Annotated in this window: 22 protein-coding genes; 15 read left to right on the top strand and 7 right to left on the bottom strand. The window is 33.8% G+C overall.

What is annotated here, in order from left to right:
* The first annotated feature begins 3 nt into the window (after positions 1–3).
* From K6119_RS11175 to K6119_RS11155, 5 genes are all read left to right on the top strand, one after another.
* The gene (locus K6119_RS11175; protein ID WP_221838897.1) at positions 4–771 is read left to right on the top strand and encodes a lysophospholipid acyltransferase family protein; all 768 of its coding nucleotides are present in this window, start codon (positions 4–6) and stop codon (positions 769–771) included.
* Position 772: 1 nt separating this feature from the next.
* Positions 773–1,063, top strand: a complete 291-nt coding sequence (gatC, locus tag K6119_RS11170) for an Asp-tRNA(Asn)/Glu-tRNA(Gln) amidotransferase subunit GatC (RefSeq protein ID WP_221838898.1) — start codon at positions 773–775, stop codon at positions 1,061–1,063.
* A 110-nt stretch (positions 1,064–1,173) separates the two neighbouring features.
* Entirely contained in the window at positions 1,174–1,740 is a 567-nt protein-coding gene (locus K6119_RS11165; RefSeq protein WP_221838899.1) for a hypothetical protein, read from the top strand.
* 13 nt (positions 1,741–1,753) lie between these two features.
* A complete protein-coding gene (locus K6119_RS11160) occupies positions 1,754–2,143 on the top strand; it encodes a hypothetical protein (RefSeq protein WP_221838900.1) in 390 nt (129 codons plus the stop codon).
* 6 nt (positions 2,144–2,149) lie between these two features.
* Positions 2,150–2,692 carry a GNAT family N-acetyltransferase gene (locus K6119_RS11155; RefSeq protein ID WP_221838902.1) on the top strand — a complete coding sequence of 181 codons (543 nt, stop codon included), beginning with the start codon at positions 2,150–2,152 and terminating at the stop codon, positions 2,690–2,692.
* Here the strand turns inward: K6119_RS11155 and K6119_RS11150 are convergent, their stop codons facing one another.
* A complete protein-coding gene (locus K6119_RS11150; protein WP_237827999.1) occupies positions 2,693–3,223 on the bottom strand; it encodes a DUF7793 family protein in 531 nt (176 codons plus the stop codon). It abuts the gene before it with no gap.
* A 69-nt stretch (positions 3,224–3,292) separates the two neighbouring features.
* On the opposite strand from K6119_RS11150, the gene K6119_RS11145 reads away from it, so the two are divergent.
* The 7 genes from K6119_RS11145 (at position 3,293) to K6119_RS11115 (ending at position 9,867) form a co-directional block, all read left to right on the top strand.
* Positions 3,293–5,134: a tetratricopeptide repeat-containing sensor histidine kinase gene (locus tag K6119_RS11145; RefSeq protein WP_221838907.1), complete on the top strand. Its 1,842-nt coding sequence runs from the start codon at positions 3,293–3,295 to the stop codon at positions 5,132–5,134.
* Complete coding sequence (locus K6119_RS11140; RefSeq protein WP_221838909.1) at positions 5,131–5,742, top strand: LuxR C-terminal-related transcriptional regulator; 612 nt, start codon at positions 5,131–5,133, stop codon at positions 5,740–5,742. The genes K6119_RS11145 and K6119_RS11140 overlap by 4 nt, the downstream gene beginning before the upstream one ends.
* An 81-nt stretch (positions 5,743–5,823) precedes the next feature.
* Entirely contained in the window at positions 5,824–7,050 is a 1,227-nt protein-coding gene (locus K6119_RS11135; protein ID WP_221838911.1) for a hypothetical protein, read from the top strand.
* 220 nt (positions 7,051–7,270) lie between these two features.
* Entirely contained in the window at positions 7,271–7,630 is a 360-nt protein-coding gene (locus K6119_RS11130; protein ID WP_221838912.1) for a hypothetical protein, read from the top strand.
* Positions 7,631–7,766: 136 nt separating this feature from the next.
* On the top strand, positions 7,767–9,056 hold the full coding sequence (gene nhaD, locus K6119_RS11125; protein WP_221838913.1) for a sodium:proton antiporter NhaD: 1,290 nt from the start codon (positions 7,767–7,769) through the stop codon (positions 9,054–9,056).
* A gap of 30 nt (positions 9,057–9,086) precedes the next feature.
* Complete coding sequence (locus K6119_RS11120; RefSeq protein WP_221838914.1) at positions 9,087–9,572, top strand: hypothetical protein; 486 nt, start codon at positions 9,087–9,089, stop codon at positions 9,570–9,572.
* Between the two features lie 34 nt (positions 9,573–9,606).
* Positions 9,607–9,867 carry a heavy-metal-associated domain-containing protein gene (locus K6119_RS11115; protein WP_221838915.1) on the top strand — a complete coding sequence of 87 codons (261 nt, stop codon included), beginning with the start codon at positions 9,607–9,609 and terminating at the stop codon, positions 9,865–9,867.
* A gap of 66 nt (positions 9,868–9,933) precedes the next feature.
* Here K6119_RS11115 and K6119_RS11110 read toward each other — a convergent pair whose 3' ends face one another.
* The 3 genes from K6119_RS11110 to K6119_RS11100 form a co-directional block, all read right to left on the bottom strand.
* Positions 9,934–10,659: a T9SS type A sorting domain-containing protein gene (locus tag K6119_RS11110; protein ID WP_221838916.1), complete on the bottom strand. Its 726-nt coding sequence runs from the start codon at positions 10,657–10,659 to the stop codon at positions 9,934–9,936.
* Between the two features lie 93 nt (positions 10,660–10,752).
* Positions 10,753–11,598, bottom strand: a complete 846-nt coding sequence (locus tag K6119_RS11105; RefSeq protein ID WP_221838917.1) for a hypothetical protein — start codon at positions 11,596–11,598, stop codon at positions 10,753–10,755.
* A 148-nt stretch (positions 11,599–11,746) separates the two neighbouring features.
* Positions 11,747–12,931, bottom strand: a complete 1,185-nt coding sequence (locus tag K6119_RS11100; RefSeq protein ID WP_221838918.1) for a toxin-antitoxin system YwqK family antitoxin — start codon at positions 12,929–12,931, stop codon at positions 11,747–11,749.
* A gap of 561 nt (positions 12,932–13,492) precedes the next feature.
* Here K6119_RS11100 and K6119_RS11095 point away from each other — a divergent pair.
* Positions 13,493–14,416 carry a DUF6268 family outer membrane beta-barrel protein gene (locus tag K6119_RS11095; RefSeq protein WP_221838919.1) on the top strand — a complete coding sequence of 308 codons (924 nt, stop codon included), beginning with the start codon at positions 13,493–13,495 and terminating at the stop codon, positions 14,414–14,416.
* Here the strand turns inward: K6119_RS11095 and K6119_RS11090 are convergent.
* Positions 14,413–14,895, bottom strand: coding sequence for an FKBP-type peptidyl-prolyl cis-trans isomerase (locus K6119_RS11090; RefSeq protein WP_221838920.1), 483 nt, complete (start codon positions 14,893–14,895; stop codon positions 14,413–14,415). The two genes, K6119_RS11095 and K6119_RS11090, sit on opposite strands and share 4 nt — an antisense overlap.
* Positions 14,896–15,000: 105 nt before the next feature.
* Between K6119_RS11090 and K6119_RS11085 the strand changes: the two genes are divergently transcribed.
* Positions 15,001–16,062 carry a hypothetical protein gene (locus tag K6119_RS11085; protein WP_221838922.1) on the top strand — a complete coding sequence of 354 codons (1,062 nt, stop codon included), beginning with the start codon at positions 15,001–15,003 and terminating at the stop codon, positions 16,060–16,062.
* A 99-nt stretch (positions 16,063–16,161) separates the two neighbouring features.
* Positions 16,162–16,791: a hypothetical protein gene (locus tag K6119_RS11080; protein WP_221838923.1), complete on the top strand. Its 630-nt coding sequence runs from the start codon at positions 16,162–16,164 to the stop codon at positions 16,789–16,791.
* Here the strand turns inward: K6119_RS11080 and K6119_RS11075 are convergent.
* Both K6119_RS11075 and K6119_RS11070 read right to left on the bottom strand, forming a co-directional pair.
* Positions 16,788–19,604, bottom strand: coding sequence for a CHAT domain-containing protein (locus K6119_RS11075; protein WP_221838925.1), 2,817 nt, complete (start codon positions 19,602–19,604; stop codon positions 16,788–16,790). The genes K6119_RS11080 and K6119_RS11075 overlap by 4 nt on opposite strands.
* A gap of 42 nt (positions 19,605–19,646) precedes the next feature.
* Positions 19,647–21,029, bottom strand: a complete 1,383-nt coding sequence (locus K6119_RS11070) for a PP2C family protein-serine/threonine phosphatase (protein WP_221838926.1) — start codon at positions 21,027–21,029, stop codon at positions 19,647–19,649.
* Between the last annotated feature and the right edge of the window lie 50 nt (positions 21,030–21,079).

Here is a 21,079-nt window from a genome sequence, read left to right as displayed (position 1 = left end):
ACAATGAAATATTTGCTTTTACCATTAGTTATCGTTTATCGCATATATTTCGCCATAATATTTTTTGTGGTTCTAACCTTGCTGTATCCTGTGTTTTGGGTGATGTTGCTCAAAGACAAAAACTTTGAAAAAGTATTTAAGCTTAAGGTTTTCACTTCACGGATTATTTTGTTTTTGGATTTTATTTTTCTCAAGAGAATTAAAATGCCGGACAATTTACCGGAAGGGCCTTATGTAATTTGTGCCAATCATTGTTCTTATTTGGACATCATTTTAATGTATCCGATTTTACCAAAAACCAAGTTCATGTTTATTGGTAAAGCAGAATTATTGAGATGGCCTGTCATCAGTATCTTTTTTAAGAACATGGACATAGGCGTAAACCGTGAAAAGAGACATTCAGCCATGAAATCTATTATCAGGGCTAAAAAAGAAATTCAAAGAGGATGGTCAATCGTCATTTATCCAGAAGGTAAAATTCCGCACAATAACCCAAAGCTGAACCTCTTTAAATCAGGTGCTTTTAAGATGGCTATTGAAGAACAGGTGCCAATTTTACCCATTACTTTGATTGATACCTGGAAGCTTTTTGCAACTGATCCGCCTTTAACAGCCTGGGCACGTCCCGGTATTTCAAGAGTAGTTATTCATGACCCTATACCAACAAAAGGTTTAGAAAAGAAAGATTTAGTAAATTTGCGTCAGCAAACCTTTGATGTAATCAATGGTCCATTGCTTGAATACAACAAAAAAGTGATAGATAAACTGTAGTATGGAAATCAAAGATGAATTGGTAGATCACATTGCTCACCTTGCAAGGCTTGAGTTTGAAGGAGAAAAGAAAGAAGCCATCAAAGCAGATTTAATTAAAATGATTGACTTTGTTGATCAATTAAATCAAGTGGATACTGAAGGTGTTGAGCCATTGATTTTCATGACAGATTCAATTAATGTATTGCGTGAAGATGTTGCCAAGGTAACAATCACTCAAGAAGAAGCATTGAAGAATGCACCAAACAAAGATTCAGATTACTTCAAAATTGCGAAGGTTTTAAGCAAGTAATTTGACCCTCCTTACTTTTTCTTATTTTAGTTAATCAATTTTTAAAGGCATTGTGCTTTTAGGATGTGTAGTATATATGCTGCACTTTATTTTAATGTCAAATAAATAGAATGAGTGAAGACTTTCAATTGATTTTAGGCAGCTATCTATTTCAATGGGTTGTTTTGGCATTGGTATTAATTGTCACCAAGAAGAAAAAGAAGCCTGTTTTATGGATTAATCTGGGAATTCAAATTGCTTATTCGGTATTTTTTATTGTTTCATTCTTCAATGCCGGACCGGGAGGTGTTGTTTTGTCAGTGCTGGTATTTTGGATGTTTACCATATGGCTGCATTGGTTTTTAACTTTGGTTCACCTCACCATCATTTTGATTTCCAGATCTACCAGTAATTCATTTGTCCAAAAAGTATACGACACAGTATTTTTTATTTTCGTTTTAGCGTCAGCTCTGCTTTTGTTTGGAACCTGGACGGGTGTAATATCATACGGATTGGATGACGGAACAAAGTATATGCAAATAGGAATATTAGGTGGCTTGATTTTGGCCACTTTGTTCAAAATATTTCTGTACAAATTAACGTCAAAACCCAAAAAAATAATTGGCATATTTTTATCCTTGATTATGCTGTTTCTATGCTTTTACTACTTAACAGAAGATCATTTTAGGATTCATTAATAAGGGTCGATTTATGAAGAATACAGTCATTTTAGTTTCAATTACATTTTTGTCATTCTTTATCAACGCTTGCACTGTGCCTCATGCATATTTAGTTCGTTGGTCTAAAGAATACGTAATGGAAGGATTGGAAAATGAAGAGCTGTACTTTGATGATCACCAGAATTTTATCAAAGATTACTTTTCAATAGAAGAAAAAGAGGATACTTTGTTTGTTACTACGCTTATGCATGAACATTGTGTTGATTCTTCAAGAGGCATTATTGAAATTAAGGATGAAACCATTTTTTTAGATAGAGAAATTACCATGACCGGAGAACAGTACTGTCCGGTATTTTATAAATACACCTACGTAATTTATAATCCCACCGGAATTAATTATAAAATTGCCAGTGTTAAATAGCATACAGTGAATTCGCAACACATATTACATACCGACCGTTTGATCCTTAAAAGTGTAAATCCCGCTTTGATTCATGATTTTTACAATACAAAATCTAAGGCTGAAATCATGGATTATTTTGGATTTGATGAGGTGGATTACGAGAAGTTCAAGTTACAGCATGAAAAAGGAATTGAGACCTATAATATTTCCGTATTATTTTTCTTGCTTATAGATAAACAAAGCAACCTGCCAATAGGAGAGTGTGGATTTCATACCTGGAATAAAAATCACCAAAGAGCAGAGTTGTTTTATAAAATCAGATCAGAAGAAAACAGGAGAAAAGGGTATGCTAAAGAAGCCTTAAATGAAGTGTTGAATTTCGGTTTTACTTCAATGAACCTGCATAGAATTGAAGCTTTGGTAGCTGATTGGAATACGCCTTCAGTAAAACTGGTACATTATTATGGATTCACCAAGGAAGGAACCATGAGAGAAGATTATCTGGTGAACGATAAATATGAAGATTCTGATTGTTACTCCTTGTTAAAATGGGAATGGAACCATTAATTATAAATCATTGTAGTAGGCATCCCGCATTTTTTTTAACCAATTAAGGCCTTCTTTTCTGGTGGTAAAAGATTTGGTTTTACCAACGGGCTTTTGAAGTTTGAGGTATAAATCAACAATGATTTTGGTGGCCAGATTCTTTTTGATAAGTGCAAGAGCGATTCTGTTTTTTGTATGCTCCTCACTGGCGCTGGCAGTTTTTGCTTCTGCTGTAAATTCGGTAAACTCACCTGCTTCCATTATTACGCAATAAGGCCTTCCTTCAGATAGGATGATATTGGCCTCTCGTACTTCTAGCATTTCATTTAAGCCAAATACCGCATTTTTGTGCGTACTAAAAAGAATGATGTTATCATCTATTAGCTTGAGATCAGCTGCAGAAGTTCTAATATGCTTTTTTGTAATTTCAGAAACAAACACTGCGGAAAAGTAATAAAATAAATAGATAAAGGAGCTGAAAATTAATGATATAGGAAATTTGATGATACACTTATTTTTAGTGAATGTTGTTTGTTCTGCAAATACAGCCACGACCTACTTGTCAAATGGATTTATTAATTTAGTCTTAACTTTTTAGTTCCTCTATTTGAATCTCATTTTATGAAAAGAAGTCTGGTACTTTTCATGTTTTTTCTATTTGCTTCTTTTGTGCATTCCCAAGAGGATTACAAAGCTGACTCCACAATGATTGCTCAAAATTTCCTTAAAGCAACAATGGGACTTTCAGATATAGATTCAATAAAAAACACCAATAGACAAGTAGCACAAACCCCGCGATTAAAAGATGTTTATCAATATCATTTGTGTAGGTATTTCTTTATGACATCTCAAGTAGACAGTGTCATTTTATACGCAAATCAAGCTATTCCAAATGTATCTGAAACAGAAGCAGCCAAGTATTATAATTTGGTTGGATCAGCATTTAGTGTAAAGGGTGATTATGATGTGGCCATTGAACAGATGTTGAAAGCAAAAGTTATTTATGAAAAGAATGGCGATCATTACAAGGCTGCGATTATAGAAAATAATTTGGCAAATGTATTTTTTAGTCTAAAACAATATGAATCATCATACCAATATGCCTTTTCTGCCTACAACTATTTATCAGAAATTAATGACACAATATATTACTCCTCTGTAGCATCAATTGCAGCCGTATCAGCAATTAAATTGGACAGCATTGAACAAGGAGAAGAATTAAGTCAGGAAGCACTCAATAATGCCATACAATACAATAATCCTATCGGTCAAATTATCGCCTTTTATGCAAAAGGAGAATTGCTTCAAAAAAAGGACAGTGTTAAAGAAGCTGTTGATATGTATGATCGTTCAATGATCTTAAGTCGGCAGTTTGGACAAACCCACTACGTTATGCTCAACCACATTGCCTTGTTACATGCTTATTCAGAACTCCAACTTTTTAATGAAGCAATAGTAAGTGGTGAAGAAGCGCTCAAGCTTTCAAAATCGCAAAACAATGACAATACATTGTATTCAATTCATAAGCAATTAGGATATGCATATGCCGGTAAAGGAGAGTTTAAAAAAGCCTTTGAAAATATGGCATTGGCGAATGAATTATATGTTGAATTTGCCGGAATTGAGAGTAGAGAAATTATCAATGAGATGATGGTGAAGTATGAAACTGAGAAAAAGGAACGTGCATTGGCAGAAGAACAACTAAAAAGTTTAAAAAGTGAACAGAAATTAGCCAATAGAAATTGGTGGATATTGCTGTTAGCCTCAGGGGTTCTTGTCTTGGCAATTTTGCTTTACTTTTTAAGAAGATCTTCTGTGAACCGCATCCAACGTTTGAAATTAGTTCAGGAACATAAGATTGCCAAAGCGGCTGTTTTAGGAGAAGAAAAAGAAAGAGAAAGAGTTGCAGCTGATCTGCATGATGGTGTTGCATCTTCACTTACTGCAGCCAAAATCCAATTAGAACTTTTAGCAAGTAATAAAGAAATCAATCTAAATGAAGTTTTAAATCAAATAAATAAAACTCATTTGGATGTTAGACGCATATCGCACAATTTAATGCCGGTTGATTTTGATGAACGCAATCTTGAAGATACTTTGAAATTATATTGCAAAGGGAATAGTTCAGATAAATTAGTCATTCATTTCACTTCGAATCTTGGTGATAAAAAGGTACAAGCTACAAAAGCTAAAATGATTTACAGATGGGTGCAAGAGCTAATTAATAATGTTCAAAAGCATGCAAAGGCGCGTAATTGTTTTGTCCAACTGTTAATGGACAATAATAAAATTGTGCTTTCAGTTGAAGATGATGGAATAGGTTTTGATTTGGATGATAACGTTGATGGTATTGGCATTGTTAGTATCCAAAAACGAGTAGAAAATTTAGGCGGCGAAATAATTTTTGAGAGTGCAAAAGATAAGGGAACCCTGGTGAGCATTTATTTAAATTTGACTGAATGAGATTTTTAATAGCGGATGATCATGATTTAATTGTGGATGGCTTAAAAAACGCCATTGCAGGAAAATATAGTGATGCGGAGATTGATACGGCCTCATTAAAATCAGAGTTAGATTATTTTCTAAATCTCAATTCATATGATTTGCTGATTTTGGATATCAAATTTGGGCAAAGTAATGCCAAGGGTTTTATTAAGGAGTTGATGCAAAAGTATCATCAGCTAAAAGTGTTGATTTTATCTAGTTTGGATGACCAATACACTATTCAGTTTTTTGTCAATGCAGGAGTACAGGGTTATATTATTAAATCTGATTCTATTGTTGATATTTTAAATGGAGTAGATAAAGTGATAAAAGGTGAAGTATATTTCAGTGCCGAAGTACAAGAGAAATTGGAAGGTGATTCAAATGACATAATACTTACACCAAGAGAAAAAGAGGTGTTAGCCGTTATATTAGAAGAAAAGTCAATTAAACAGATAGCTGAACAGCTGCATATTTCTGAAAAAACGGTTGAGATGCACCGCAGTAATTTGTTTCTGAAGTTAGATGTGAAAAACGTTACGGGATTAGTTAAAAAATCTATTCTACTCAATCTTTTAGATCAATAAATTATAAATACAGGGAAATCCCTATAAAAGACCAAGAGGCTTTGTTTGAATTTTGTTCTGAACTTTTAATCACAGGAACAAATGAAAAAAACAATTATTTTATTGGCGGCATCAACCTTGGTGTTGTCAGCATGTAAGAAAAAGGGATGTACAGATCCATTAGCAACAAATTATCAAACAGAAGCAGAGAAAGATGACGGATCTTGTTTGTATGACAGTAATGTAATTTCAGGTGAAATTACTGAAGACATTACAACAAATACTATTATTGGTTCAGGCGTTACCAAGGTTTGTGGAGACATTGATGTTTTAGCCGAATTGGAAATTTCTCCGGGAGCTGTTTTAGAAATGTGTGCGGGTGCATCTTTGGTTATTACTGAAACAGGTTCAATATCGGCTATTGGAACGTCTTCAAATCCTATTGTAATCAAAGGAGAAACTTCTTCTCCTGGATTCTGGGAAGGTATAGCTATTAAATCCAACAATCCATTAAATCAATTTAATTATGTAACAGTTAAGGATGCAGGATCATATTGGGGATATGAATACGCAAACGTTTTTGTAAAAGCCAGTGCCAAATTTGATATTCAAAATTCTACTATTGATAATAGTGAGCAAGTGGGTATGTATGTAAGCACATCTTCAACTATTTCAGGATTTGGAAACAACACTTTCTCTAACAGCCAAACCGGTTTGATGATAGGAGTTGACAATGTTGATATGTTGGATTTATCATCTGATTATTTAACAGGAAACGACAATGCATTTATTCACGTTCTTGATGGAGACATTACCACAAATACTACCTGGAGTAAATTGTCTGCACCACTATTATTGCATGGTTTGGATGTTAATGCCGGACTGAGCTTAAGTCCAGGATTGCAGATGATGGTTGAAGCAAATCAAGTTATTGATGTAACATCTACTGGATATTTAAATGCAGTAGGAACTTCAACTGATAATATAGTAATTCAAGGAAGATACGCCAGTGCAGGTTTTTGGGGCGGAATCAAAATAGCATCAAACAATCCAAACAACATCTTTAGTTATTTACAGGTGAAAGATGGAGGTCAGTACTGGGGATATGAATATGCCAACATATATGTATCAGGTAGTTTAGAAATAGATGATTGCTCAGTATCTAATGCAAATAGCTGGGGGATGTATGTATCATCTTCTACTACAATTAAAAGTGGAGGAGCGGTAACAACTGATGCTGCTACAGTAGAAAGTAATAATACGTTTAGTTCAAATGGAAGCGGTGCGGATGCAAATTGCACAAGTGGTTGTGGAGTTTTCTTTTACTAGTCTTTCAAAATTCAAATTAAACCGGTATCCTTATTGGGTATCGGTTTTTTTGTTCCGTGAGGTGAGGTCCTGTTAATATGGGGCCTCATTTTTTGTAAAGTCTTATTAAAGGGGCTATTTTATTATGCTCAGAATGTGTTAAATTTTACTTAATATCAAAAATTCTCATTGCTATTCCCAATATTTAGTTTTAAATTTAATTGATGCGTAACCCAATGAAATGAGATTTTTGGTCACATTCATATTTGCTGTCCTTTTTTCAGTTGGCGCTTCTGCTAACATTGCAAAGGAAACCGTTATTGCGGATCATTACGCTCATGCCATTAGTATTTACAGTATTCCGTCTAATGCAACTTTTCAAAAACTAAATCCTTTATCGGAATTTGAGTTTTTAATTGAAAGTGATGCAGAGGAAGATGAAGATCAAAAAAGGCTGTCACTCCCTTTAAAGTCTGATTATTTTACAGATTGTAGTTCAAGAGAAATTGCTGTAAATGCAAAATCAATTAGTCCATATTTAAATGGCTACTTTAATTGCACCACAAAGTTGTACTTGTACTTTGAGGTGTTCAGAATTTGATTCCTTATTTCTTTAGGCAATTAGCCTTCTTTTCAAGCTTTTCAGAGGATAATTCTCTGTTTGCTTTTCCATTATTTTTTATCTGATCGCCGCTAAAGTCGATCAAAACAATTTAAAATTTTAAAAGAAATAAGATATGTACACAGCAATGGCTTTGACATTTACACTTGGATTTTTGGCCATCATTTTTGAGCACAAAATTAAGGTAAATAAGGCAGCATCCGCTTTAATTACAGCTGCCGTATGTTGGGTGCTTTATGTATTTGGTCAATCATCAGTTGAAGGGTCAGTTGAGGTGATTGAAACTAATTTGATGCACCATCTTGGAGATATAGCCGGAATTCTATTTTTCCTTTTAGGTGCCATGACAATAGTTGAATTAATTGATACTCATGATGGGTTTTCATTAATAACACAACGCATTAAAACAACCAAGAAAAGCACCCTTTTAATTATTCTTTCAGTGACCACTTTTTTGATGAGTGCGGCTTTGGACAACCTAACCACATCTATTATAATGGCTGCATTATTGAGAAAATTAATAGATGATAAAAAAGACTTATGGCTATTTGCCGGGATGATAATAATTGCTGCAAATGCAGGTGGTGCCTGGTCGCCAATTGGTGATGTCACAACCATTATGCTGTGGGTTGGTGGACAGGTTACAGTTGTAAATATCATTTTGAAATTACTTGTGCCAAGTATAGTATGCCTGGCTGTTCCATTAACTATAATGGTTTATAAAATGAGGGGGAATGTGGCCGTTCCTGAAATTAATGAAGAGGAAGCGGGTTCTCTAAAAGTTCATGTTCGGGAACAAAAACTGGTACTGGGAGCAGGCTTGGCGGCACTGCTCTTTGTACCGGTTTTTAAAACTTTTACCCATTTACCTCCTTTTTTAGGCATCATGTTTGGCCTGGGGATTTTGTGGACAATTACTGAGTTTTTACATAAAAGCAAAGCAGATAGTACGCGTAAACAACTATCCATTAGCAAGGTTTTGGAAAAAGTGGATACTGTCAGCATTCTATTTTTTCTTGGGATTTTGCTCGCGGTGGCTGCACTGCAAACTGCCGGACATTTAACACAATTAGCCACAATGTTGGATGAGAATTTTGGTAATATCTGGATAATAAATATCCTGGTAGGATTATTTTCTTCAATCATTGACAACGTTCCGTTAGTAGCAGGTTCAATAGGTATGTATGATTTATCCGTGTATCCACAAGACCATACTTTTTGGGAATTATTGGCCTATTGTGCTGGTACCGGAGGTTCGGTGCTAATTATAGGTTCAGCTGCCGGGGTAGCCATTATGGGCATCCTAAAAATAGAATTTATGTGGTATCTAAAAAAGATCAGTTTACTGGCTTTAGTAGGATACTTGTCAGGGATATTGACCTTTTGGTTAATGAGCTCCCTTTAATCATTATTAATCACAAAAAATTTATCAATTATGAAAGCAATAGTCGCAACATATGAAACAGATGAAAAAGCCGTAGAGGCAATCAAAAAATTATCTCACCATCACTTTCCAATGAATGAAGTCTCTTTACTCGGAAAATCTGAAGTAGTAAAAGATGATATTCATGTAAAATCAAATGACAAAAATGCCAATGTCCCAGCTTTGGTAGGTGCCGGAGCTGGAACTATAGTAGGTTTACTTTCAGGTATTGGAGTATTTACCATTCCGGGATTTGGATTTTTATATGGTTCAGGTGCCGTAATTGGTGCTTTGGCAGGATTGGATTTTGGAATTATCGGAGGAGGGTTAGGAACCTTGTTAATGACGATAGGCTTGAAAGAGGATGAAGTGGTGAAATATGAATCTCACCTACATGATGGGCAGTTTTTAGTGATTGTTAATGGAAGTAAAGAAGATATTTCTTTAGCAGAAGACATTCTTAATAGTCACGGAACACATGTTCATATGTCTAACTAATAAAAACATCTATTCACTAAAATCTATAAAAACTATGAGCTTCTTATCAGAAAATGTGATTCCAGGAAATCACGGAAAAACGTTTGGAACTAATGCCAAATCAGGCATGGAATTGCAACGCATTATGTTGTCTTTAATACGATTAAAAGGGATTAAAGACATAGTGGTGAATACTGAAATATTTCCAAGAGAAATAACAGTAAGAACCACAGCCATTGTAGAAGTCAGAGAAATTCAAAATCTGATTAAATCACTGGGTTATCACGCAATTCCAAAGAGTATGTTTCACTTCTAACTGAAACATGTTGACTGAAGTAGGAAAAGGCCTTTACGCAAGCGAGTGTTGGGCCTTTTTCGTTTTTTAAAACTTGATGATTGAATAAGAAAATGTTTGATGATTACTCAATATCCGAACATTATAGGTGCCTTCCGCTAAATGAGAGATATCAATTGGAAACGAACTTGATTCCAAAACCTTTTGACCAATTGAATTTAGAACCACAATATGCTGAATTGTATCAGGGCTTTTTGTAATGTTTAAATAGCTATTGACAGGATTTGGGTACAAAGTAAATTCGCTTGATGTGTTTGGATGAAATCCGACAGAAGAAAAATCCAACTTTAAAATATAACCATCTCTTGTTCCATTTGAATTTTTAATATGCCCGGCACCTAAAATGTTGAAGTTTGATTGCCCAGAAAAACTTCCAACCATGTACATATCCTGGCCATAGATTTTTAGGTTATTGACAATTTCAGAATTTGCGCCGCCTATGTGATGTGACCAACTCAATAAACCATCTGAATTAAGGGTGATAACAAAGACATCAAAGGCTCCATTTGAGCTTAATTCGTGTACTCCTGTTCCAAGGTCAAAATCAACTGTATTTTTAAAGATTCCTGTTAAAGTGATATTTCCATTGTCGTCAACATCTATAGCATATCCAGAGTCGGTTTGATTCGAGCCATATGAGTTGGCCCATAACATCTGCCCGTTTTCATCTGTTTTAATTAAAAAGCAATCAAATAGGCCCGCAGAACTCAATGTTTGGTTGAAAGAGTCACCACTGTATTGTGCATCAGACATGTAACTTCCTGTTATTACTATTTGATTGAGATGGTTTATCGAAATGGATTTAGCATAGTCCAAATCAATCCCACCAAATTGTTCTACCCATAATTAATTCCCATCTGCATCTAATTTTAATACATAAGCATCTTGATCTCCGTTTGAGGTTAATTGAGTTGTTTGAGCGCTGTTGTCAAAATCCACTATACCTGCAAATGATCCGCATATTACCAAAGCATTGCTACTATCAATGTCTACATCATAAGCAGTGTCTAATCCATCACCCCCAATTCTTTGCGCCCATATAAGATTGCCATCCACATCATATTTGCAGATGAAAGTGTCATAGTTTCCGGAAGCATTTAAATAAATTCCACTTTGATCAGTGCTGGAGTCTATTTGTCCTTGAAAAAAACCTACAATGATGATGTTTCCTTCTAAATCAGTCACCATGCTTAAAGAAACTTCTGAATCTGTACCTCCTGTTTGTTTGACCCATTGGAATTCACCTATGGAATTAAGCTTAAGAATAAAAATATCGTAATTACCGTTTGAAGTAATTGTAGAATCTCCTGCGTCTGGATTAAAATCAACAGTGCCTGAAAATGAACCTGAAATTATAATATCATTGTTTTGATCAAGAGCTATGTTAGAAGCTTGTACCAGATGAGAACTACCAATACTTTTAACCCAAATCAACTCACCCAAATCATTTAGTTTTAAAACAAATAAGTCATCTTGTCCGTTGGCATTTACCAACATGGAGTTTGGACCGGGATCAAAATCTGCTGTTCCGTTGAAGGTTCCAATAATTACTGTATTTCCGGAGTCGTCTACGCAAAAATCTAAGGCATCAGTTAAACTGCCTCCACCAACTGACGAAACCCAACTTAATTGTTGTGCTTTTATATTAAATGAAACAAAAAGAAGTGCTATTGACCAGACATATCTAGTCAAGAAAGGTTTGATACAAGCCCTTAGTACCTTATAAAATATATTCAATTCAGTCACTTCCCCAAGAATGAATTGTCACGATTTGGGCAAGATAATGAAATTAAGAATTGTATAAAATGATAATGATCATTAATTACAAGAAGTCAAATAGTTACTTCTTTTTCATAGTTCCATTTTCAATAGTAAAGGTGTTTATTAGCTCTCCCTGGTAATTATAATCATTGTAAGTTCCGTTACCATTTACCAAAGTTCCCTTATCTAAGGGTTTACCTTCTTTATCCAGCAATAGTAGAATCTCCATCATTTTGTTTTGTTCAAATTCTATTTTGTAAAATACTTTACCGTTGAGGTGATAGCTAATATAAATCCCGTTTAACATGTTATTGGAATAGGGAATACTTATTTTTAGTTGCGTTGAATTGTCAAAATACTCTTTCCAAATACCTTCCTTTTTGAAGTTTTTATATTCTCCTTCTCTTAAAAGTGATCCGGATTGATAATATTCCTTTGATTGTAAATTACCATTTCCATCATTTAACATTAACTGTTGAAGTTGACCATTTTCATAGAATATTGAGTCAATAACGAAAACATCATTTTTGTAAAGTCTTGATCTTCCTATGTATTTGTTTCCATTTTCAGGGTAGACATAGTTTTTCCAAATCCCTGTTTTCATATCATTGAGATATTTACCTTCTTCTATTATTTTCCCTTCTTTGTTAAATGATTGAAAATGATCTTTTTCATAGTTTTTATAAAAGATTATTTCATGGATTTGTCCATTTTCATGATAGAATGTTGATTCACCAATTTCTTTTCCATTTTCGTAAGTTGAAACATGCCACAAATAATTACCTTCCTTCTCTTTGGCTGGTAAATATGTTTTTTGAACACCATGTTTTTCACCGGCTAAGAAATTTTCAATTTTGAATATATCTCCATCTCTATTCTCCTTTTTTGAATAGCTTATCCATTTCCCTGTTTTTTTTCCATTAAGATATTGACCTTCTACATTCACTTCACCATTTGAAAAATAGGATTTATAATCTCCTTCTAGAATATCATTTTTAAAATGCTGAATATAGTCTATTGTGCCATCTTCATTATACCATATTTCTTCTCCTTCTTTTTTGTCATTTATATAATTTACTTTGGCAGAGATTTTACCACTTTCTGGGTAGTAAATAGATGCTGGCCCTTGCAAAAGACCATTTTTATAGGTGAAAGTAGATTTTGGTTTTCCATTTTCGTAATATGCTTTCCATAGTCCCTCATGTTTTCCATTGGCGTCAAAACTACCTTCAAAAGCTATATTACCATTTTCGTGGCGTTTCACATATTTTTCTTGTGAAAAGCCATTGGATATAATAAGAAGTAAAAAGGAAATAAATGTGAATCGAAGTAGCATCAGTTTTTCTTGCAAAAATACGAAATTGTGAGTATTTGTAAGGGATTAGGAGTTGTATATTCGTAAGTGATTGGGTATCAATTATTTTATTTTCTATGAAAAAAGAAACCGGGACCCTCCACGTTTGGAGATCTCCCGGTTAAACCCAATCCCGATAGCTATCGGGACCACGCAATCAATTAGTCGTCCTGTACAAAACTGAATTAGACCAAAAAAAGAAACCGGGACCCTCCACGTTTGGAGATCTCCCGGTTAAACCCAATCCCGATAGCTATCGGGACCACGCAATCAATTAGTCGTCCTGTACAAAACTGAATTAGACCAAAAAAAGAAACCGGGACCCTCCACGTTTGGAGATCTCCCGGTTAAACCCAAAATCCACGAATCAATTAGTCTAATTCAGATAGGGAAATTGCAGTTTCCGTGCCAACAAATGCCAAAAACAGGATATTAAGAAATATTTAACAAAATTGTCTATCTTGCCTATTCATGATTAGGTTCCTTATTATCCTGATTTTCTTTGCGGTACAACCTTCTTTTGGTCAAAAGTGGTTTGATTTGGCGAATGTGTATTGGAGGACTTCCCCTTCGGCAAAAATTGAAGGTTCTTCTGAAAAACGCCATTTCAATACTTATATCATGGATGTCAAGGCGCCAATTGTATTGGATGACAAAAACCTTTTGCTATTTGGAATAGAGTATCAATACAACACCATTACTTCTAACAATCCCGGTATTTTTCCTGCTTATCGTTTTGCTTCGCATATGTTGCAATTAGGCTATGAACATAAGTGGAATACATCTTTTAAAACTTTGTTCATGTTGATGCCAAGATTGAATACAGATTATAGTCAAGTAAACTTCAGTCATTTTCAATTGGGTGGTTTAACCTTGTTTAGCAAAGAGCGAAGTGAAGATTTTATTTTCATGTTTGGAGCTTATTACAATGGAGAGTTATTTGGACCTATGATAGTTCCTATTGTGGGATTTAATTGGGCCATATCAGAAAAGTGGCGTTGGAAAATGTTAGCACCTCTTAATTTAGAATTGGCATATATGCCAAAGAATTGGTTCAGAACCGGTTTGCGTTTTGATGGATTTAATGCTTCTTACAGATATCAATTAATTCCCGGAGATCCCAATTCAAATAGATATATTGACAAAGCAGACAATAATGCTTATTTGTTTACTGAATTTCATTTGGGTAAAAATTGTTGGATCAATTTGAGAGCAGGTCACTCTATTCTAAGAAAATACAGATTCTTTCAGCTAGAAGAAAAAATGGACCTAAAAGTAGGTCCATTCAATGTTCATGATGACCGCAATAATGATGATCCTAAAGCGGTACCTGTATTATTTAAAAACAGCCTTTCGTTTGAAGCCCGTTTTATTTATCGTTTGCCTTTAGACTAGTGCTGATGTCCTCCAGGTCCGTGCACGTGACCGTGAGCAATCTCTTCTTCAGTTGCTTCTCTAACATCTTCAACTGCAACGTCAAAATGTAAAGTCATGTCTGCCAAAGGATGATTCAAATCCAAAGTCACATCATTACCATCAATTTTAGTAATCACTGCAATAGCAGGTCCATGCTCAGTTTGCAATTGAACTTGCATTCCAACTTGAATTTCTTCATCACCCTGGAATCCATCTTTAGAAACCAATTTCAATAATTCTTCTCTTCTTGTTCCGTAAGCTTCTTCTGGTGGGATAACAGCTGTAAACTTATCTCCTGTTACTTTGTCATCTAGTTCTTTTTCAAGTCCCGGGATTAATCCTCCCACACCATGTAAATAAACTAATGGCTCTCTTCCTTCTGACGTATCCAATAATTCTCCTTTGCTGTTTTTAAGTGTGTAGTTCAGCGTAACTACGCTATGTTGTGCAATTTTCATAATAAAAGTAAAGTTCAAAGTTAGTGTGAATAATTGGACTAAGCGGGATCATATTTGATTTGTTTTCAAATAATTGATAATATAGCATCCACAAAAATGTAGAGTATGTCGTTGAATATCAATCTAAAGTATCTGTTGTTTGCTTTTTTAACTGTGTCATTGGCAGTTAGTGGTTTTAGTCAAAAACCTAATAAAACTTATGACCCAAAGAAATTTGCTAAAAAGGCATTGTTGTGTTTTGCTCCAAGTCAGTTGCCTCGAATCACAATTGATGAGGAAGGGATTGATTTCGTGGCTGCTATTTCTGATGATAGCAAAGAAAAAATTATTAAACGGATTCAAAGAGATACGGCAAATGTGAGTGCACAAATGAAATGGTTGAATGATCATAAAGTCTATAGAGCTTTCAAAGGCTATGAATTAAAGAGAGAAAAAGAATATAAAACGGTCAAGGTAGCTGATATTGTTATCCATTGTGAGTATCAGGGAAAGAAATTTGATTTAATTCTAGAGCAGTGTATCAGAACAAATATGTCTTGGTTTATTGGAAGAGGTATTGGTTTTCAAGGTGTAGATATGCAGGAAATGGTTGATAAATATCATGCTTGGAGATATCCAAATGAAGGAGAGGCTGAGGAAGAAGCTGGTGGAGATTTTTCAGAAGGTCAGGTTGAAACCGAATTAGAAACTGAGGAAGGAGAAACTGCAGAAGAATATGAAGGTGAAGAAGCTGCTGAAGAAGTAGAAGGTGAAGAGGCAGATAGTGAGGTTGATGGAATGATTAACAATACTTCTTATCCTGATGAGTATAGCCATTTTGTTGGTACATGGAAGATAAAGGCCGTTTATGATAACGGGAAAGATAAAACTGATGAATATTTGGCCGGTGAAGAATACTCAATGCTTACAAAAATGGTTTTAATGGATGATGGATCGGTGATTTATTTGAAAGGTTATAGTGATAAAAATAATATCTCTTATGCTCAGTGGGAGTATGAATTGGGAGAACACGCTGAGGGATCGGATCCTCCGGTATCTTGGATTATTAAAAAATATTTTAATGACGGTAGTAATAGTACTGAGATTTTTGAGATGACATCCTTGCTGTCAAACGAAATGGTATTAGAGATGAAAGTAGCCGGAATGAAATGGATTTGGACTAAATAAACTATTTATATAGTTATTAATTCCTCGGCTAATTACCGTTTTTAAGGTATTGTTTCAAGTAGTTTTTAGCCATAATATTGTGTCTTCAAATACTTTGTTATGGATCAATATTTTCAAATTGCCTCATCATATCAACTATCTCAAGAAATTGAAAGAAGGTATGCAGATGCTTCAATATCTGTAGAATTAAAATCATTAATTACCTCTTTAATGCGTGATCCAAAACTATTTGATGCAGAGCAATTTAATGGTTTTGAGTTGCGAGAAATTTTTGATTATCTAAACTACAGTCACCAATATTATTTAGAAGTAAGTCTTCCAAAAATTGAAAATACTTTACATCAATTGTATCAGCATTTAGGAAATGATTATTGGTCGGTAAAATTATTATCTCTATTTATCAGTGCATATAAAATTGAGTTAAAAGAGCACATTGAAGACGAAGAGTTGGTGTTATTTAGTTTTGTAAAAAGACTTTTAAACAATCAAGCCAATGACGAACAGCAGACCATGATAGTTCAACACTTTATAAATAATCATGACGACAATATAATTATAAAATTAGTTGAACTTAAAGAGGATTTGTTGTCTATAAATGCTGAGTTGAAAGATCAATTGATAGTAGAGATACTATTCAATCAGTTGAGTATTTTTCAAAGAGATTTATTGGTGCATGGCTTGATTGAAGATCATGTGTTTGTGCCAAGAATTTTGAAATTTTGCTCTTAATTCAATAAGACAAAAGCAGCCCAATAATAGGGGTCATAATTCTTTTTCATTTTAGATTGTGCTTTTCTAAAGGAATCTTCAATGCTGTTGGTCTGAGCTAAGTATTTGTAAAAAAGCATCATAAATTCTGCTGATTCTTTATCCGGTACTTGCCACAAGGTCATGATTAAATTTTTTGTTCCCGCCATTTTGAATGAGCGTTGTAAGCCGTATACACCTTCTGCTCCAACTATGTCACCTAATCCTGTTTCGCATGCTGAAAGCACTACCAGTTCGGTTTGGTTTAGGTTTAAAAGCGATACTTCTTCAGCAGTTAATAATCCATCTTTTTCTAATGGTTTTTCTTCTGTCCAAATTTCGTTTGCATTGGCAAATACTATACCTGAACGCAGAAGGGGATTTTCTGTATTGATGAATTTTGAATACGCATAAGCATAATCAGTTCCTCTAAAAGTAATATTAGCTGTTTCATTTATTTCCAGCTCGTTTTTTATTTTTTCTGGATTATCAAAAAAGAATCCATGTGTAGCAATATGAATAATTTCTGCATCATTTGAAACTTCTCTGAACTTTTCTTCAGTTGCTATTTGGTCCATGAATAAATCCACCTCCTTTTTATGGGATTTCAAGATTTTAGAGATTGATTCAGCTTCTTTGGCAGACCCTTCAAGGTATGGCCATACTTCTCTTTGTGAAGATTTATTGGAATAAGTTATCCCCCCAAAAATGGCAGCTTTTTTAAAGCTAAAATCTTCTTGATTGTTTGAATTTAGTATGGATGTTGAACTGTTATTATACCTGATTTCTATTTTATCAGATAAATAAGTTTTATTATCTAAACTCAAAGCATCAAAGGAGATTTTATGTAGTAAGCCGGAAGGACAAATGTATACTTTTTGTAAATCATCAATTTCATTCTCAATTGGTTGCCAAATAAGATTGTACATTTTATTATTTAATTTATTTTTCTTCCCATAAATTGATTCCACATAATTTTTATTATTCCCGGGAAATTGCCCTATTATATCTAACAAATCTTTTTCAAGGCACAGTTGGATTATTTTGGGATATTCACATTTCTTATCCACTATTAATGCACAATAAACCACGTTTTCACCGGATTGCTGTAGGTCAGGATCAAAATGTATAAATTCTATAACCGCTTCATCTTTCTTTAAAGAATTTTGAATGTCTTTCCAATTGAAATTTTGAAGTTTTGATACATCATTCAATAAATTTGATTTTTGTACAATTTGCTTTTCTAAAGCGGTAACTTCATTTTCTAATTCCATGTATTCACCGCCTTTTAAATATTTTTTAGCCAATTCTTTTTTTAGTTTAAGCCAATGCTCATATTGTTCAATCAAACCCTTGTCTTTACTGTTATAAATAGACATCCTAATAGCTGTAGAACTTTTTAATAGAATACTCTTGTACAAAATGACTAGATTAAAAACGTCCTCTGTAATTGCAGGTTTGTCTTTATAATTTTCCAATGCAAATGCAAAGAATATTTCATTAGATTTTACAATTGGATTGATAAATAATTCTTTCTCTTTCTCTGATTGTATGGGAAAATTGGTAAAAACTAAATCTTTAGTATTTTGATTGATTTTTTGGAAAAGATCATGTCTAAAATCAATTGAATCCTTTTGTTCAAAAGTTTGAATCAAAATTTGAGAAGCTTTGTTTTGAAGTTTTTTGATTTTGATTTCATTGGCAATCTCTAGAGATTCGAAGGCTAATTTTCTCGCATTTGCCTGTTCTTTTTGCTTCAAAAACATAATGGCATAATTGTTCAAAGCGTTAATCTGACCTTCTTTATCCTGTATAGATTTTTTCATATCCAATACTTTTTTGAAGTTTTGATCCGCCTGTTCAAACTGATTTTCTTTTGTATAAATTTTAGCCAGATTATTAAGTACTACACTTTCTCCTTGTTGATTTTTATTATCGGTATAGATTTTCAAACTTTTGTTGTAATAAGCTTTCGCACTATCTAAATTATCTTGCGCAAGAAAAATAGTTGCTAGATTATTCAGAACAGAAGCTATTTGAAAAGCTGTGGCACCTTTTTCGTAGTATAACATGCATGAATCAAGGTATTTGATGGCTAAATCGTAGTTGTTTTGACGATAGTATATTAAACCAATATTGTTATAAGAGCTGCCGGTAAATCTGTTATAGCCTAGGCGTTTTTTAATTTCTAATGATTTGAAATGATGATCTAGCGCTTTTGGGATATTTTCACATTTATCATTAACGATTCCTATATTGTTATGCATTTTCGCAATGCCAATTGAATCTTTACGATTTTCGTAGATTTCAAGTGATCTTGTTAAAAGCTGAATTGATTTATCGTAATCACCGTGTTCGTAATAGTAATTACTTAAGTTATTATTTACATTCAAAATACCTGAGGTATCTTTAATTTTTATTGCAATTTCTAAGCTGCTTGAATATTGTTTAAATGCTTCTTTTTGATTCCCCAAATCAAAGTAATTCATACCCAAAACATTTTGAGCGTTCATTTTATATCGAAAGCAAAACGTTTCTTCTATGCTTGAAATTGGATGAGATAAGATACTGTCAGTAAGGCTTAAGATTTGCTTATTTATTTCAAAATCTAAGGCTGGATCATCTCTGTAAATTAAGTCATCCCACTTTTTTAAAGCTTTTAGTTTTGAAGTGTCGGCAGCTTGGCTATTTATAACTTTTTGAAGTGAGTCTATAGTTAATGTTAATTGTTCTTTGGATTGCGCATAACTATTTCCTATCGTCAATATTAGTATGAATAAAAGAAAATATTTCATAATTATTTGATTGCAATTAGTAGAGCGTATAGCCTAGAAATCCTAAAACTTAATACCGGTAAATACAACATCATCTACTTGCTCTAAATCACCTCTCCAATTCAGAAAGGCGTTTTTCAGTAGTTGATGTTGTTCCTTCATATTTAAAGATCTATTATCCAGAATCAGTTTTTTAATATTAGCTGCCTTGAATTTTTTGCCTTTTTCACCACCAAATTGATCCTGAAAACCATCTGAGAAAAAGTAAATAGTATCACCTTCATTCAGTTTTACCTGGTGTGATGTAAAAGGCTGAGGATTATCAAAAGCACCTACAGGTTGTCTGTCTGATTTTAGTATCTCTATGTCATCTGCATCTTTGCGCAGAATCCATAGAGGATTGTTTGCACCTGTATATTCTACTGTCTTTTCAGCTCTATTAATTCGGCAAATCACAGCATCCATTCCATCTTTGCGGCCGGTATTTTTGTCTGTTTTTAAGATTTTAACCACGTGGTCTCTTACGTCGTCAAAGATTGAACCTGTATTACGTAAATTTTTATTGATTACAGCATCATTCAGTGCATTTGTGCAAATAACGCTCATTAATGCTCCCGGAACTCCGTGCCCTGTGCAATCTGCCCCTACAACAAAAACATCTTTTGAAGAATCTTCCCATGCATTTTCTGTACCATAAAACCAATAAAAGTCCCCACTAACAATGTCTTTTGGCATGAATAGCATGAACGCATTTTCAAAGTAATGTTCAAAAACCGAAATAGGCGGTAAATAGGCATCTTGAATTCTTTTGGCATAATTTATCGAATCAATGATCTCCTTGTTTTTTTCTTCAATGAGTTCATTTTTACGGTAAAGCAATTCTTGAAACCTGTTATTAATGCTTTTGAAATAGTAGATTTCAAAGAAGAGAATAGTCATGCTCACTACTTTAAAAACCACATTAAATTTTCTTTTTAATTCAGGTGAAATATCAAATACCGGTTGAAATTGTTCTTGTGTAAAAGGCAAAGCAATGTATACTCCTAATACAATTGCGCACAGTAAAATTATGATACGAATGTCTCTGTGAAGCATTGCAGGTGCAGCAAAAATTGCGAAAAAGGTAATGCCATTTCCTGTTCCTGATCCTACTAAAACACCCATGATAAACACAAATCCAATGGCTATACTAAAAAAGAAAAATCTGGCAATGTTATACCACTTTAAATGATTTAATGTCAATGTTATAACACCTACAATTACAACTAAAGCTTCATAAGGAACCAGCTCCCATCCATTGAGAATTACTTCAACCGGAATAACCAGAGCAATAGCCAATGAAGAAATAAACACTAATTTATTGAGTAGCACTACTTCTCTTTGATCAAATTCCTGATCCTCACGGATTCCGAGAAACGATATTTTTCGCCAAAGTTTTTTAATCATGGGTAAGCTAAAAATAGAAATTAATTTTAGGTATCTTCATACTTACTAAG

Origin of the sequence: Paracrocinitomix mangrovi (genome assembly GCF_019740355.2) — a bacterium.
Taxonomy (GTDB): domain Bacteria; phylum Bacteroidota; class Bacteroidia; order Flavobacteriales_D; family Crocinitomicaceae; genus Paracrocinitomix; species Paracrocinitomix mangrovi.
This window is presented reverse-complemented; position numbering and strand designations above follow the sequence as displayed.

Excerpts from the sequence above, each read along its gene's own strand:
- K6119_RS11165 (WP_221838899.1), top strand. The coding sequence starts at position 1,174 with ATGAGTGAAGACTTTCAATTGATTTTAGGCAGCTATCTATTTCAATGG.
- nhaD (WP_221838913.1), top strand. The coding sequence starts at position 7,767 with ATGTACACAGCAATGGCTTTGACATTTACACTTGGATTTTTGGCCATC.
- K6119_RS11085 (WP_221838922.1), top strand. The coding sequence starts at position 15,001 with ATGTCGTTGAATATCAATCTAAAGTATCTGTTGTTTGCTTTTTTAACT.
- K6119_RS11075 (WP_221838925.1), bottom strand. The coding sequence starts at position 19,604 with ATGAAATATTTTCTTTTATTCATACTAATATTGACGATAGGAAATAGT.
- K6119_RS11110 (WP_221838916.1), bottom strand. The coding sequence starts at position 10,659 with ATGTCTGATGCACAATACAGTGGTGACTCTTTCAACCAAACATTGAGT.
- K6119_RS11140 (WP_221838909.1), top strand. The coding sequence starts at position 5,131 with ATGAGATTTTTAATAGCGGATGATCATGATTTAATTGTGGATGGCTTA.
- gatC (WP_221838898.1), top strand. The coding sequence starts at position 773 with ATGGAAATCAAAGATGAATTGGTAGATCACATTGCTCACCTTGCAAGG.
- K6119_RS11175 (WP_221838897.1), top strand. The coding sequence starts at position 4 with ATGAAATATTTGCTTTTACCATTAGTTATCGTTTATCGCATATATTTC.
- K6119_RS11070 (WP_221838926.1), bottom strand. The coding sequence starts at position 21,029 with ATGATTAAAAAACTTTGGCGAAAAATATCGTTTCTCGGAATCCGTGAG.
- K6119_RS11145 (WP_221838907.1), top strand. The coding sequence starts at position 3,293 with ATGAAAAGAAGTCTGGTACTTTTCATGTTTTTTCTATTTGCTTCTTTT.
- K6119_RS11080 (WP_221838923.1), top strand. The coding sequence starts at position 16,162 with ATGGATCAATATTTTCAAATTGCCTCATCATATCAACTATCTCAAGAA.
- K6119_RS11115 (WP_221838915.1), top strand. The coding sequence starts at position 9,607 with ATGAGCTTCTTATCAGAAAATGTGATTCCAGGAAATCACGGAAAAACG.
- K6119_RS11160 (WP_221838900.1), top strand. The coding sequence starts at position 1,754 with ATGAAGAATACAGTCATTTTAGTTTCAATTACATTTTTGTCATTCTTT.
- K6119_RS11090 (WP_221838920.1), bottom strand. The coding sequence starts at position 14,895 with ATGAAAATTGCACAACATAGCGTAGTTACGCTGAACTACACACTTAAA.
- K6119_RS11095 (WP_221838919.1), top strand. The coding sequence starts at position 13,493 with ATGATTAGGTTCCTTATTATCCTGATTTTCTTTGCGGTACAACCTTCT.
- K6119_RS11120 (WP_221838914.1), top strand. The coding sequence starts at position 9,087 with ATGAAAGCAATAGTCGCAACATATGAAACAGATGAAAAAGCCGTAGAG.
- K6119_RS11130 (WP_221838912.1), top strand. The coding sequence starts at position 7,271 with ATGAGATTTTTGGTCACATTCATATTTGCTGTCCTTTTTTCAGTTGGC.
- K6119_RS11135 (WP_221838911.1), top strand. The coding sequence starts at position 5,824 with ATGAAAAAAACAATTATTTTATTGGCGGCATCAACCTTGGTGTTGTCA.